At 46.4% G+C, this 15,220-nt stretch carries 10 protein-coding genes; 8 read left to right on the top strand and 2 right to left on the bottom strand.

Features of this window, described 5'->3' with window-relative positions; genetic code table 11:
• Positions 1-9: 9 nt before the first annotated feature.
• The 8 genes from prsT (at position 10) to DU002_RS17185 (ending at position 12,148) form a co-directional block, all read left to right on the top strand.
• Complete coding sequence (gene prsT, locus DU002_RS17220) at positions 10-2,808, top strand: XrtA/PEP-CTERM system TPR-repeat protein PrsT (RefSeq protein WP_114339688.1); 2,799 nt, start codon at positions 10-12, stop codon at positions 2,806-2,808.
• A gap of 4 nt (positions 2,809-2,812) precedes the next feature.
• Positions 2,813-3,691 (top strand): XrtA system polysaccharide deacetylase, encoded by an 879-nt coding sequence (locus DU002_RS17215; protein WP_199405267.1) that lies wholly within the window; start codon positions 2,813-2,815, stop codon positions 3,689-3,691.
• 52 nt (positions 3,692-3,743) lie between these two features.
• Positions 3,744-5,258 (top strand): exosortase C-terminal domain/associated protein EpsI, encoded by a 1,515-nt coding sequence (locus DU002_RS17210; protein WP_114339686.1) that lies wholly within the window; start codon positions 3,744-3,746, stop codon positions 5,256-5,258.
• A gap of 15 nt (positions 5,259-5,273) precedes the next feature.
• The gene (locus DU002_RS17205; protein WP_114339685.1) at positions 5,274-6,410 is read left to right on the top strand and encodes a glycosyltransferase family 2 protein; all 1,137 of its coding nucleotides are present in this window, start codon (positions 5,274-5,276) and stop codon (positions 6,408-6,410) included.
• Positions 6,411-6,413: 3 nt separating this feature from the next.
• Entirely contained in the window at positions 6,414-7,541 is a 1,128-nt protein-coding gene (locus tag DU002_RS17200; protein WP_114339684.1) for a glycosyltransferase, read from the top strand.
• Between the two features lies 1 nt (position 7,542).
• The gene (locus DU002_RS17195) at positions 7,543-8,928 is read left to right on the top strand and encodes a phenylacetate--CoA ligase family protein (RefSeq protein ID WP_147271893.1); all 1,386 of its coding nucleotides are present in this window, start codon (positions 7,543-7,545) and stop codon (positions 8,926-8,928) included.
• A 115-nt stretch (positions 8,929-9,043) separates the two neighbouring features.
• Complete coding sequence (locus DU002_RS17190; RefSeq protein ID WP_158538127.1) at positions 9,044-10,024, top strand: glycosyltransferase; 981 nt, start codon at positions 9,044-9,046, stop codon at positions 10,022-10,024.
• A gap of 147 nt (positions 10,025-10,171) precedes the next feature.
• Complete coding sequence (locus DU002_RS17185; RefSeq protein ID WP_114339681.1) at positions 10,172-12,148, top strand: acyltransferase family protein; 1,977 nt, start codon at positions 10,172-10,174, stop codon at positions 12,146-12,148.
• A 403-nt stretch (positions 12,149-12,551) separates the two neighbouring features.
• Here the strand turns inward: DU002_RS17185 and DU002_RS17180 are convergent, their stop codons facing one another.
• The gene (locus tag DU002_RS17180) at positions 12,552-13,808 is read right to left on the bottom strand and encodes a PA14 domain-containing protein (RefSeq protein WP_158538125.1); all 1,257 of its coding nucleotides are present in this window, start codon (positions 13,806-13,808) and stop codon (positions 12,552-12,554) included.
• 351 nt (positions 13,809-14,159) lie between these two features.
• On the bottom strand, positions 14,160-15,110 hold the full coding sequence (locus DU002_RS17175; protein ID WP_114339679.1) for an IS30 family transposase: 951 nt from the start codon (positions 15,108-15,110) through the stop codon (positions 14,160-14,162).
• Positions 15,111-15,220 lie beyond the last annotated feature (110 nt).

Here is a 15,220-nt window from a genome sequence, read left to right as displayed (position 1 = left end):
GGGAAGATAATGGCGGCTTGGTTAGGTATGGGTAAGAGTAATTTATGGCGCGTGGGTGTGTTGACCACAGCGGTGCTGTTGGCCGGTTGTGGTGACAACAGAACAGAGGCTGAGTATCTGACATCGGCGGAAACGTACTTAAATGAAGGCCAAGCTGCAGCGGCCATTATTGAGTATAAAAACGCGCTGAAGCTGAACCCTAAAAATGCCAATATTCGTTTAGCGTTAGGACTCGCTTATCTGTCTGAAGGAAACGCTCAAGGTGCAGAGAAAGAGCTAAAGCGTGCGTTGGAGTTGGGTGCGGATCGCAATGATGTGTTAATTCCGCTGGCCAAGGTGCTTAATCAAACCGCAAAAATTGATGAGCTACTGGAGTTAACCCGAGATCTGTCGGAGGTTCCCGCAGATAAACGTCTCTTCCTGCATATATTTCGCGGCCAGGCGCTGATTAATCAAAATAAGCCGGAAGATGCTCGTCTTGAGTTCGAGTTGGCGAATGAGATGGATCCGCGTGCCCCGTTTGGGCAGCTGGGTGATGCCTACCTAAAGACTCTGGACAATCAGATGTCTGCGGCGCTTGGCAGCCTGGATGCTCTGTTAAAGGAGCAACCTGACTTTGTTGAGGCGTTGCTGCTAAAAGGCCGTCTGTTGTTGGCCGATGGTCAGTCACAAGCGGCGGCAGATATCTTTACCCAGTTAGTGCAGGTTGAGCCCAATATTATGGGCTATCGCTTGCTGCAAAGCGAAGCTTTGATTGCGGCGAAGCAGTTCGATCAGGCGACAGAGGTACTGACTAAAATACGCAAAGTTTTGCCAAATCATCCGGTACCTGTCTATTACCAGGCCGTGATCGCGTTTGAGGGCAAAGATTGCAAAACAGCGCTGGAACGCACATCCGAGGTGTTACAAGCGCTTCCTGAACATTTTAATAGTCGAATGATTGCAGGCTATTGTCATTTCCTCGATGGCAACAATGAGCAAGCTTATCAACTGTTAAGCGCTATCGCGCCGTTAACACCAGCGAATCATTTAGCGCGCAAAACTTTGGCTATCACTCAGTTCCGCCTGGGTTACCACGAGCAAGCCGCTGACACCCTGCGTGGTCTAGAAATTGACGATGAGAAAGGCGCTGCTTTGCTTTCCCAACTCGGAGACGAGTTTATGAAAAGTGGTGAGCACGCGCAGGCAAAGGAGTTGTTTGAGCGGGCATTAGGAAACAGCAGCGATCCGGCCAATATGTTGCGGTTAGGCATGGCAAAACTCTCAATGGATGATACCGGGGGCTTGGCTGACCTTGAAGCCGTGCTCAATGAGAATCCAGATATGAAGAGCGCCAAGCTGCTGCTGGCATTAAATCTGATCAAACGCGAGCGCAAGGCAGAAGCGTTAGAAGTCGCCCAAAAGTGGGTGCAAGAAGAGCCTGAATCGATAGACGCCGCCAACCTGTTGGCTACGGTGTATCGCAGTATGTCAGAGTTTGATAAGGCCACTGCTGAATTAGATCGTGCGTTGTTGCTGGAAGGGGATAAACGCAATACTTATTACCAAGCGGCGTTGATTGCTGCGGAACAAAAGGATGTGTTGAAGGCGCGCGATATGTATCAGCGGCTGTTGGTTGATGCGCCACTGAACTTGCGCTTATTACGTGAGTGGTTTCTTGTGGAGCGGGAAGGTGGCGACCCAACTTTGGTTGGTAAATATCTAGACGAGTCTATCGCCGCTAATCCTGAACTTACTCAAGGTCCTTTGGTTAAAGCACAGTTCTTGTTGTCACAAGGTAAAACTGATCAAGCATTAGCTTTACTTGATGGTTACGCTCCAGACAGCCCCTACTACGCTGATGCGGTCATGACCAAAGGGCGCATGCTAACCAGAGCCAGTAAGCTTGATGAGACGCTTGCACTCTATCAGCAGTGGCTGGAAGAGAAACCAGACGACTTCCGTGCCGCACTGTTTGTGGCTGAAACTTATGAGTATCAGCAGCAGTTTGATAAAGCGATTAACGTCACTCGTGGTGCCATGACTAAGGCACCTAATGAACCGTTACTCGGCATGATGATGGCGAACTTGCAGTTGAAAGCAGGCAAGATCGCGGTTGCTGAGCAGGAGATTGCGTCATTAAAAGCGGATGGTCTTGATACACCCTATCTAACTGAGCTGGAAGGACGGCTGGCGATGCATCAGGGGCAGTGGGTCACTGCCATTAGATTATTAGGTAATGTGCAAAGGGAGCACCCGTCAACGCAGAGAGCACTTTATCTTGGTCACGCTTATGTTCGCTCTGGCAACAGTGAGCAGGGTCAGAGTCACCTGGAAGCCTGGTTGAAAGAGCACGAAAAAGATCAGGGGCCTCGTAGTTTGTTGGCGCAAATTTACCTGGCAAAAGATCAAAACAAAGCGATTGCGCAGTATCGAATTTTGGTTGAACAGAACCCGGCAAATGTGATCGCATTGAATAACTTGGCTTGGCTGCTTTCTGAACAAGGGCAATTAGAAGAGGCAGAATCGTTTGCCCGTCAAGCGTTAGCCCAGGCCGAGAATAACCCTATGGTACAGGATACCTTGGGATCTGTTTTATTGGCGCAAGGCAAAAATGCTGAAGCGGTCGAGTTGTTAGCGAAGGCTGCGACAACGGCGTCGAACGATTTAGGCATACAGTTTAATTATGCGAAAGCGTTAGCAGCGAATAAGCAGAATCCGGATGCGGAAAAAGTGTTGGATAATCTGCTTGCTAAGCCTGCGGCAGCCCAATTTGCCCAGCGAGAAGATGCGTTGGCTCTGCTCGAAAAAGTGCGTGGCAAAGGATAGCTTGATGTCTAAGTTACAGGGTGCGATGACCATCGATGTCGAGGACTACTTTCAGGTTGAAGCCTTTGCTAAGCTCGTTGATCGTAACAAGTGGGATAGCTATGAGCGCAGGGTGGCGGGTAGCACGCGCAAGGCGCTCAGCCTATTTCAGCAGCATGATGCGAAAGCAACATTCTTCATTTTAGGATGGGTGGCTGAACGTGAACCTGAGCTGGTAAGAGATATCCTTGCTGCGGGACATGAAGTGGCCAGTCACGGCTATGCCCATCAACATGTTTGCGGGTTAACGCCCGAGCAATTTCGTGAAGATATTGTTCGCGCCAAGGGGATCCTAGAGGATATTGGCGGCTGCGCGGTACAAGGCTACCGCGCGCCCTGCTTCTCTATTGACCAGGACAATCATTGGGCCCATGAGATCATCATGGAGACGGGTCATCAATACAGTTCAAGCATCTACCCGATTAAGCATGATCTCTATGGTGTGCCAAACGCGCCGACTGAACCATTTCGGTTGCCTAATGGGCTGCTTGAGATACCTGCGAGCACCTTGCCCTTGGGCGGAAAAAACCTGCCCATTTCAGGTGGCGGTTATTTTCGCTTATTGCCGTTAATGATTTCGCAATGGGCACTGAAGCAACATGCTAAGCGCCATGGGCAAGTGGTGTTTTATTTTCATCCGTGGGAGCTGGATACAGAACAGCCTCGCATGGTTGACGCCTCTAGAAAATCTAAATTCAGGCACTACCTAAACCTAGACCGGATGGAGCCCCGCTTATCCAAACTGCTCAATAGTTTGCAGTGGCAGAGCATGGCTGACTTATATCTAACGCCAGATAAAACCTATCCGGTGGTAGATTGGCGCAGCGTCAAACAGGCTTCGTAGGTCAATGCGTGGCATTGGCCTTAATTAAAGTGACAAATGGAGTTGTGCGGTCATGGAGACGGCAAAAAAATTACCTTTAGGTTTGCTCGTACCGGGCGCCTTAGCATTGTTGGTAGCCGCCCTGTATTGGTCGACATTTGGGACGCTACTGCATCGCTGGTTGCGGTTTGATGAGAGTTATGGTCACGGCTTGCTATTAATGGCCGTTATCCTCTGGTGGTTTCATGATCAACGTGTTGTATTTCGCTCGTTGCCAGTAGGGCCATGGTTGCCCGCAGCGTTCCCTTTACTTTTGATGCTTGGTCTGTGGTGGGTAGCAGCAGCTACGGATATTCTTGTTGTGCAACAAGTGTTGATTGCCTGGATATGGTGGCTTTCTGTCGCGCTATTTGCAGGTAAAGCGCTAGCTCGTTACACCTTCTTTGCTGCCCTGTTGTTTTGTTTTGCTGTTCCGATTTGGGATCATCTTAATGATTACTTGATTGAGCTGACGGTATATGTCACCACAGAGCTGCTGTCGCTTTTGTCGATGCCGATCTTGATTCAAGGAAATGAAATCCATATCCCTAGTGGGATTATTACTGTTGCGGATGGTTGTTCTGGTTTGCGCTATCTGATTATCGGTGTTGCGTTTTCATTTCTGAGTGGGCAGCTTTTCTTCCGAGATTGGCGATGGCGTTTGGCCTTGCTGTTATTGGGGGTTGCGCTAGGTTTGATAACTAACTGGCTACGTGTCTATTCATTGGTCTTGATAGGTTATTTCTCAGAAATGCAAAGTAGCTTGCTCTCGGACCACGAGCTTTATGGTTTTGTCCTCTTTGGCATCATTTTTAGTGCGATGTTCTTCTTAGTTCGTTGGCGGGGAGATAACAGCGCACCTGTCGCGCCAAAAGGCCTTGCCCCAGAAAACCGTTATACATTTGGACCCTTAGTAGTGGGTGCTGTGCTGCTTATATCCGCGCCAGCATCCATCGGCTACCTATTGTCGGCTCCGCCGGCGGCTCAGTTTTCTCCTCCTGAAGAATTACGTCATTTTGATAATGTAGAGGAGACATTGGTGCCCGAGATGACCCCTGCCTATTTTCGGGACATTGAGCGTGCTGAACATCATCAGCAACTGTTGTCTATTGAAGGACAACCAGTACGTATTGAACGCTTTTTCTATTGGCAACAGGAAGTAAAGCAAGACTTTATGCCTTACCGCTGGCTGTATGCCCGTCAGCATTGGGTGACTTTGGAAAGTCAACGGCGCCAGTTGCCTGATGGCACTGAGATTTGGGTGCAGGAGGTGGAGCCGAGAGCGGGACGCCGCCAAGTCTGGTTAGTCGCTTATTGGATGAGTGTTGGGGGAAAAGGGTTTACCAGTGCTTATTTGGCTAAGCTAGCTGAACTTCCGGCTCTGCTGGCGCGTCGCTATGATGCAGCTCTGGTCTCCGTGCAACTGCCTTGCATGATAGATTGTGAACGAGCTCAGCAAGCATTAGATCAGCTGTTGGCAGAAAGTGGTGCACGCCTACAACAGCAAAATTCAGGGCGTTGGCAGGTCATCAGTCAACCTGAATATTAGAGAGATAAGTAGAGAATGATATTAATATTTTGGTTACTACTGGCGTTGTTATTTTATATCTATTTTGGTTATCCAACGGTTGTTGCTTGGATGGCACAGTTAAAGCAGAGGCCGGTAGCTAAAGACGATAACGAACCGACAGTGACGGTCCTCATCGCTGCATTTAATGAAGCGGAGCATATTGAGGCCACCGTTACTAACAAGCTTGCGCAAACCTACCCGGCTGAAAAGCTGGAAGTGATAGTGATTTCTGATGGCTCTGATGATGGTACTGATGAGCTGGTGTTGAAACTCGCTGCCGAAGATAGTCGCGTTAAGTTATTGGTACAAACCCCTAGGGCGGGGAAGACGTCGGCATTGAATATGGCCATACCAGAAGCCACCGGAGAAATCATTGTTTTCTCTGACGCCAACTCCGTTTACAAGCAGGATGCGATTGCGCACTTGGTGAGAAATTTTGCCGATCCTGATGTCGGCTATGTCACCGGTCAGATGATCTACGGTAATCCAGAAAGTAGTATGACAGGGGAAGGTTGCAGCGCCTACATGAAATATGAAAATGCGCTGCGCCAGTGGGAAACTGATATCGGCTCTGTGGTTGGTGTTGATGGCGGCATTGATTGCATGCGTCGAGAATTATACCTGCCGATGAATGCCGACCAGTTGCCTGACTTTGTGCAGCCGCTCAAAGTGGTGGAGCAAGGATATCGGGTGGTGTATGAGGCTCGGGCCTTACTCGGCGAAGACGCTCTCGACGACAGTGGAAGAGAGTACAGAATGCGTGTCAGAGTTGGGTTACGCGCATTATGGGGCTTGTGGGACATGCGGCAACTTTTTAGCGGCAGTCAAGACGGTTTGTTTAGATGGCAGCTATTTAGCCATAAATTGCTACGCTATTTAGCGTTTATTCCGCAAGTACTGTTACTTCTAGTCAATCTACCGCTAGCATCGCAAGGTGGGTTCTTTGCCATGATGTTGCTGTTACAGCTTGGCTTTTATGGCTTGGCCTTGCTAGGGCATTATCGGCCTGGAAGCGGTGCCCTATTTAGTATTCCTTACTATTTTTCACTGATCAACGTGGCTTCAGCGCATGCTTTTTTGCGTTTTGCTAAGGGTGAAAAAGTGGTGCTTTGGAAGCCCAGGGTAGGATAGCCGATGCATGTAATGCACCTGATAGACAGTGGCGGACTGTATGGTGCCGAGCAGGTGTTGCTTGGGCTGGTTCGTTATTGCAATCAACATGATACCAAGGCAACGATAGTCAGTGTTGGTGATACCGGTGTGCCTGAAAAAGCATTGGAGCTAGCGGCTAAAAACGCGGGCTTACCGTTGATTTGTTTGCGAATGAAGAACGGACTTAATTTGTCCGGTGCAAGAAAAATTATCGAGTTAGCCAAGTCCGAGCAAGCGGACTTGCTGCACAGCCATGGCTACAAATTCAATATTCTGATGGGTCTTATACCAACGCGTTGGCGTTTGCCTTGTATAACGACGGTGCACGGCTATGTGCACTCTCCTGTCGGCAGCCGTATGTGGTGTTATGAGTGGCTAGACCGAAAAATGCTTTCTCGATTAGAACAAGTGGTATTTGTGAGTGAGCAAACTCTGGCTCATCCAAGAGTGAAAAACTTGGGTTTGGCGCACTCGCAGGTGATCGCAAATGGCCTAGATACGTCTACTCGTCTCACTTTAGATACTGAGTTGGAAAGTGGTGCTATTAAAGATTTTGTTGGTGCCACTAATAAGCTAATTGTCGCTGTTGGGCGCCTATCGCGAGAGAAAGGCTTTGATACGCTGCTTAAGGCATTTGCCGATGTTTACCGAAACGATACGGGTTGTCGTATTCTAATCGTAGGGGAAGGCGGAAAACGGGCCGAGCTTGAGTCACTTATCGCTGAGCAGGGGTTAAAGGATGTGGTGATGTTGCCTGGTTTCTGCAAGCAGGTGTCGTTACTACTGCAACAGGCAAAATTATTTGTTATGCCTTCATTGACTGAAGGGTTGCCAATGGCCCTGTTGGAGGCGATGGCGGTGGGTGTGCCGATTATAGCATCTGAAGTGGGTGCCATACCGCAGGTATTAGATAAGGGCAGATGTGGGAAGTTAGTGCCTGCGGCTAATGTATCAGAACTGACCAAGTCAATGCAGCTATTATTGGCCGATTCAGAAGAAGCTGCGTTGTTGGGTGAGTGTGGCCGAGAAAGGCAGCAGCGTCATTATAGCGTTGACGCCATGGGGACCGCGTATCTCCGTTTATATCGAAACATGGTTAGGGGTAACTGACGTGTCTCCCTGGATGGAAAAGCTCTATTATCAGGCGCCTGTATGGTGCCAAAATTTGCTGGTCACTGCTTATGGGTTGAAGCTCCGCCAAGAGCGCTTTAGTCCCGCCGCAAAACAGCACCTTCAGGATTTACTTACTAGTGAAAAGCTTGATGCTGATGGTGTTCGAGCGTTACAGAGTGAACGCTTTGTCGCACTAGCAAGGATGGCAATTGCCCATGTTCCCCACTATCGGCAATGGGCCCAAGCTGAAGGGATCCATGCAGATGATATTAAAGATCTCACAGCACTTAGTTGGTTTCCTGTACTGGAAAAATCGGTATTGAGGGAAAATCCACAATCTTTGGTGGATGAGCGGATATTGGCTAGTGGTCGTTACTTTACTCTAAATACTAGCGGAAGTAGCGGTTCGCCGATTACGATCTATTCTGATATTGATAGCCGGACTGAACATTATGCTTTTTGGAGTCGTTTAAGACATTGGTTCGGTGTTGGACCGCTTGGCCGCAGGGCGACGCTGTTTGGCCGTGTGATCATGTCTCCAACGGCGACGTCAGGACCTTTTTGGCGCTATGATCGGTTCCAGCACAACCTGTTAATGTCCTCACATCACCTCGCTGACGCTAATCTACCTGCCTATTATGAGCAATTGATCCGTTATCAACCGGATGAAATTATTGGCTATCCGTCGAGTATCTATCCGATCGCCAAGTATATTGCGCAGAACAACCTTCCACGAGTTAAGGCAAAGGTCGTGTTTACGACCGCGGAAACTCTCTTATGCCATCAGCGTAGTTTGATTGAGGCTAGTTTTGACGCACCAGTGATTGATCAATATGGCTGCACCGAAATGGCTCTATTTGTCTCCCAGTGTGAACAGGGAAATATGCACGTGCATCCCGAGCATGGGATCCTTGAAGTGCTTGGCGCAGACGACGTACCGGTCAATGCCGGGGAAACTGGTGAGGCCATCTGTACTGGTTTAGTTAATCGAGCGATGCCGCTAATTCGTTACCGTTTAGGCGACTGCTTGGTCCCGAGTGACAGTAGATGTGACTGTGGTCGGGCATTTCCTAAGTTGGAGCGGCTCGAAGGGAGGGTCGACGACGCTCTAGTCTCGCCGGAGGGGCGACCGTTAGGACGTATGGGCTCTATATTTAAGGGGCTACGTGGCATCTATGAAACTCAAATTGTGCAGCAGGCACCTAACCAGTTACTGTTTCGACTAGTGAAAAATGATGAATACGACCAGGTCACAGAAGATGCGCTGCGTTATGAAATCACGAAACGTACTGGACCAAATATGCTGATTCGATTTGAGTACCTAGATAGTATTCCGAAGAACGCGAATGGGAAGTTTAAAACTGTGATTTCGGAAATTAATTAGTCACCAATGCTATTTTCGGCGTAGCTTTAGACATTGGCATCAATAAGGCCAGTATAGTCTTTGCGTCTATAAAATGATCTTTGCAGCTTGTAAAAATTAAAGGGAGTTAAGCATTTTGTTGCCTTTTGTTTCTATTGTTATTCCAGCTTTCAATGAAGAAGAATATATAGGTCGATGCTTATTATCATTGGAAAAATTGGATTATCCGAAAGATAGGTTCGATGTCCGTGTGATTGATAATGGTTCTGACGATGATACGGTGAAAGTCTGTCGCAAGCTTGGCGTTGACGTTGAGGTGAAATCAGGTGTGCGTGTTGGAGCTGTTAGAAACTACGGCGCTTTAAAGAGCGACTGTGATATTTTGGCCTTTGTAGACAGTGATTGTGAAGTAGGCACTAACTGGCTGCTTAGCGCGGTAAAAGAGTTTGAGAATGAATCTACTGGTGCTGTTGGTGGTGCCTGCTTGGCAGCTCAAGATGCCTGTTGGGTAGAGAAAGCATGGGCATCAAGCCAATCAGTGCCACGTAAAGTGGTGAAAGCGCTAGCTGGTAGCTGTTTTATTGTTCGAAAGTCGATTTTTGACGACTTGGGTGGATTTAATGAGTCGATGTCAGCGGGTGAAGACGACGATCTATCAAATCGGGTTAAACTGTCGGGCTACACCATTGTTAAGTTAAAGGAATGCGCAGTTGTACACTTGGGCTATCCTAAAACGCTAATGGCAACGATGAAACGTCAGATTTGGCATGGTAGTTATCAGATAGAATCTGCAAGAACTAAGACCGATAAGCTACTTTGGTTAGTGCATATATATAGTCTTGCTGTCTTTGTGTTGCCAGTACTCCTTATTAGCTTGATATTTGGCTATCCATCGCTGTTTTTCGTAGTCGCTGCACTTGCCGCTATTTTGGGGATCCCGGCGCTAGCTACTATGGTAAAAAACACACGCAGTGAAAGTAACCATTCTGGTATCGCAATCACAACTCAGCGTTATGTTCTTTATCAAGTTTATTTCGTTGGGCGTATGATCGGTTTGATAAAAAATTATTCTCGTCGCTTGTTTAGTTCTCAGAAAGTTGTACGGGAAGAAGAATGATGACTTTATTTTATAAGGACATTTGTGCTGATATCTAGTTAAACGACTCATCATTCCAAAGCGCCAATCAGTAGTTCGCTAAAGCAGGCATAGGTAAGCCCACTATAAGACTGACTTATGTAGTATTTATAGATAGCAAGGTGAGTAGTGAAGGAACATACTAAAAATACGATAGATTATCGGCCGGAGATTGACGGTTTAAGAGCTGTTGCTGTTCTCCCTGTTATTTTATTCCATGCAGGTTTTGATATTTTTTCTGGTGGATTTATAGGTGTTGATGTCTTTTTTGTTATATCTGGTTATTTAATAACTTCGATTCTTCTTAAAGAGCATCAACAAGGAACGTACTCGATACTTAAATTCTATGAACGACGAGCTCGCAGAATATTACCTGCACTATTCTTTGTTATACTAGTTAGTATTCCTTTAGCTTGGCACTTGATGTTGCCAGATGAGATTAAGCTGTTTGGCCAAAGTGTTTTCTCTGTCGCTACATTTTCTTCAAATTTATACTTTTGGCTTACCACCAATTATTTCTCTAATTCTGCTGAAGAGTTGCCAATGCTTCATACTTGGAGTTTGGCTGTAGAAGAACAGTTTTATATTATATTTCCAGTTTTTCTAGCTGTTGCTTGGCGGTTATTTAAAGACAAAATATTGATAGTCATATTTATAATGATAATTTTGTCTATTTTATCTTCTGAATATTTATGGCGATACCATCCGACAGCAAATTTTTATCTATTGCCTACTAGGGCATGGGAGCTATTACTTGGTGCTGCGTTAGCCTTCCCAAATATAAAATCACACTGTCGTGACAGTATGATGTCAAGCATTTTGGCCTTATTTGGACTTTTAGCTATCCTCCTTTCAGTCTTCGTTTATGATAAAAATACGCCGTTTCCTAGTCTTTACTCAGTTCTCCCTGTGGTTGGGACATGCTTAGTCATCTGTTTCTCAAGTAAGAACTCGATCACTACTCGCGTCTTATCATCGAGGTTTTTTGTCAGCATAGGATTAATTTCTTACAGCTTATATCTTTGGCATCAGCCAATTTTTGCATTTCTTAGAATCTCTGACTTAAATGAAGAATCATTCTTATTGAAAGTGGCAAGTATTGGATTGAGTCTATTATTGGCTTATCTTAGCTGGCGTTATGTTGAGGCTCCTTTTCGGGATAAGAAAAAAGTAAAAAGAAAAGCAATATTTTCATGGTCTTTATCAGGTATATTTGCTTGTATAGCTATCGGGTTAATGTTTCATTTTAATCCAAATGTTTCAGTGCAAGGTACGCTTTATTCTAAGTTTTCAAGCAATAAAGGGGCCTTGGAGCCAAATTACGGTTTGCCATATCCAGGTTGTAATGCTTTTGATAATAAGTTTTCTATTTGTAGAACAAAGCCGGATGCACAAGTATTCTTGTGGGGAGACTCTTTCGCAGCACATTTGACGCAGTTCTTTTCTGAAGGAGAGAAAGGGCTAGTTCAAGCAACGATGTCCTCTTGTTTCCCTAATACTAATTATACTCCTTTTGAAAGCTCAGGAGTTTATAATAGGGCATGGGCGGAAAGTTGTAACAAATTTTCAAATGACGCTTATAAATATGTATTAGAGACAGATAGTATTGAATATGTTGTGATCTCTTCAACATTCAGTTGGCCTTTTAATCAGAGGTTAACTTATGATGGAGAAACGGTTCGACAGGTATCTATTTCAGAATATATAGACGCTATATCGAAAGATGTTAGGCGCTTACGAGCGGCAGGAAAGAAGGTTGTGATCGTTAGTCCGATGCCCTCTTCAACTAGCAAGACACTTAGATGTGCAAAAAAAGTGCTTGTTTCTAGCAGTGAAGATACTGCACATGGAGATTTAACTACATCGCACTGTAATTTCACTCATCCTCAGAATCGAGTAGATGTATTTCTAGAAAAAGTCATAAAGGGCTCGGAAGCGGGAGTCTTTGATTTCAGAGAAGTGCTTTGCGACGGCGACGATATATGCTCAATGTTTGTTAATGGTGATATTGTCTATCGGGACTGGGGGCACTTGTCTCCTTATGGTGCTAAAGTTGTGCAGGACACTTACGACGTGGGGCCTAATATATTGGCAGTAGCGAAGTAGACAGCGGTAGCTTGGAACTATAGAGGTATTCGTTGTAGTGGCGTTTGTATTAAGAGCATAATCAAATCTCTTTTGGTTAGCGCTTGAGCTGATCATTTTTATGTTTGGAAAAGCAGGGTCAACGACGTTTATTTACGATGATGCTGTTTGCGGTTCAAGCTGGCCTAGTCAGAAAGCCAAGCTACTTCAAAGGCCCCTATCCCCAAATTCTTTTGCTCTTAATTGATTAACACCTTTTATTCTCAGCTCTGTTGACTACTAAACTTAGGGGAGTACTAAGCTGTATAATTCTCTATTCTGGTCGTTCTAAAGATTGATCATTGCCAACAATACTGCAGCCTTATCGCTTCGACTGACAGAATAGAAAGGGAATATTCCCCTTTCTATTCGCCTGTGTGATCAGTTACTCAGCCTGTAGCATTTTAACATTAGATGCTACGCTCGAATTACCTTCGATATCATAGACAGTGATCGAGATATAGTACGTTCCAGGTGTCAACTCTTTAATTGTATGGCTTGTTGCTGCTGGATCTGGAACTGTTACGTCGTTAGTTAGTGTGTCTTCTGAGGTACCGTAACGAATAACAAATTCTTTTATTTCATCTGGACGGAGGTCCGAGCCATCAATTCTAGTCGTTGGCGTAACCCAAGAGACAAGCATTGATGCTTCCTCTTCACTGGGCGGGTCTACTGGTTCGGTGGGATCCGTGGGATCTACCGGTTCAGTGGGATCTACTGGGTCAGTGGGGAGTATAGGGCTATCACCACCGGCTGTGGGGTCGGTTCCGTCAGCCACATGCTGGCCATCTAACTTTCCATCGCCATTACTATCTGCGTTAAGCGGTGAGGTGCCGAATGAATATTCTTCATATCCAGTCAAGCCATCTTGATCATCGTCATAACCCATATCGTAATAGTCGTTTGGATCATACCCGAACATTAGCTCCCACTTATCAGGAACGCCATCACCATCTGTATCCATCGGTGGATAATCATCATCAAAGTCTAGCCCCTCTGCAGAGTCGCCATAGCCTTCTTGGTATCCCATTTTGTATGCGGCAATAAACTCTTCATCCAGTTCGGGCTCTAACTCGGGAACATATGGAGAAATTTCGTTGATTTTGGTCCAATATCCTTTGCTAGGTATGATCCAGCGTGCAGTAAAAGATTCGTACTTAGTTGTGCCCGATTGCAAAATTTCTATGTAATAGCGCTTTTCGGCCTCTAGTTTGACCTTCCATTTTGCTTCAGCCGTACTCCCTTCTGGGCTAGGAAGTTGAACTAGTTTGACTTTGTCATTGCTCAGTTCACTTTTTGATACCCAAAGCTCTGCAGTTTTAGTTCCATAAAGTTTGAAAAGGTATTCCCCATCCTCTGGCGGATAAATGTAAGCGCGGACCCTAACACCGTGATTCGCTATAGCGGCTTTGTATTCGAGTCGACTTATTTCGACATTACGAGTGGGGGCGTCGGGGTAGTCTGGTGCACTATAGAGTGTAGGTAATTGGCCCCCGCTTATATTCTCCCAAACTTCGGCTTGGGCTTTTCCGGTAGGCTCATGGCCTGAAGCCGTTGGTGGTAGAGCTCCACTATCTGTAGTAGCACACCCAGCTAGCGTAGCTAACAACAGCACTAAACCAATCTGTTGAAAAAATTTCATGTGCACTCCCATCTAAATAGGGCCTTTTGCTTTCATACATAAGTTTTAGTTTAGACACTGAACTCACTAATTTCCTATTCGGGACCTTCTATTTTTTTGTCTAATTGATTTTCTTGCCGATAATGCTTAGGCCGGCGCACTAATTCTCGTTATCTGCTTTGAAGTGATACGCCGCGAGAAATGCAGTTGATGAACGTTGGTAAAGGCTATTCTCCTGATATTTCGCCTGAGCAATCTTAGCTTGTTGTTGCGCAGAGCGTCCTGTGCAGGGGTACTGCGGCGATGAAAGCCGTTGTCCGTAGCGATTTAACTAGGTACTGCGCGAATTCAACTCCGAAGTGCAACGTTCGCCTATGCAGCCTGACACAGTGATTCAAACACTGCTTTGGGCTGCTTGAAGTCGAGGCATTTCCTCGGTCTCTCGTTTAATCGCGTCTGCGCTCGCAGCACATCCTCATCTGTCACTAGCCGTAAGTCTGTTCCTTTCGGAATGTACTGACGTAGCAGGCCATTGAAGCTCTCGTTCAGTCCCCGCTCCCAAGATGAGTAGGGATGAGCAAAGTAGATATCAGCATCCAATGCGTTGGCGATCGCCTGATGTTCAACAAACTCAGAGCCGTTGTCCGCTGTAATGGTATGAACAAAAGCAGCATAGGGCTTAAGCATGTCGATCGTTGCATCACGAACCTCTGCGGCTGTTTTAGCTTGAACTTTCTTCACTAGGTAGAACCGACTTTTTCGCTCAGCAATAGTGACCATGGCGCCCGTTCCTTGTCTGCCCAATACGGTGTCTATTTCCCAGTCACCGAATCGTTCTCTGGTACCCACAATTGAAGGTCGTTCATCTATCGATACTGGCTCCGGGATAACGCAGCGCTTGCTGTTCTTCCCTTTTCGGTAACGTTTGTGTCCCTGACGTAATGACTTGTAAAGCTTACCGCCATGGGCTTTGTCATTAGCCACATGCTGGTATATCCATTCATGACTGACTGGCATATCAACACGGGAACTGACAGCACTGATCTGTTCTGGACTCCACTCTTGCGAGAGCATCAACTCAACGAAGTCGATCGTCTCAACGGGGATCCGATACTTAGCCGCGCCAGTACGTCTGGACTGACACTGCTGTTGAGCCTCTGCCGGTTGATACTCATCATCGGTCGTCCGATTGCGCTGAAGTTCTCGAGACACGGTCGATGCTGAAACACTAATTGTTCTGGCGATAACTGCTTGTGAGCAACCTTGCGCCAAGAGGGCTGAAATCTGGTATCGTTTGCCCTCAGTCAACTGCTGATAGTTCATGGTACAACTGCTTTGATTTTGGCGATGAGAAGCGTACCACTGTTAGCAGTTGGCTACCTCTCGCCGTTCAACCATAAACGTTGCACTTATTATCTGAAATCGCGCTGCAG

It is taken from the genome of Corallincola holothuriorum (assembly GCF_003336225.1).
Taxonomy (GTDB): Bacteria; Pseudomonadota; Gammaproteobacteria; order Enterobacterales; family Neiellaceae; genus Corallincola; species Corallincola holothuriorum.
This window is presented reverse-complemented; position numbering and strand designations above follow the sequence as displayed.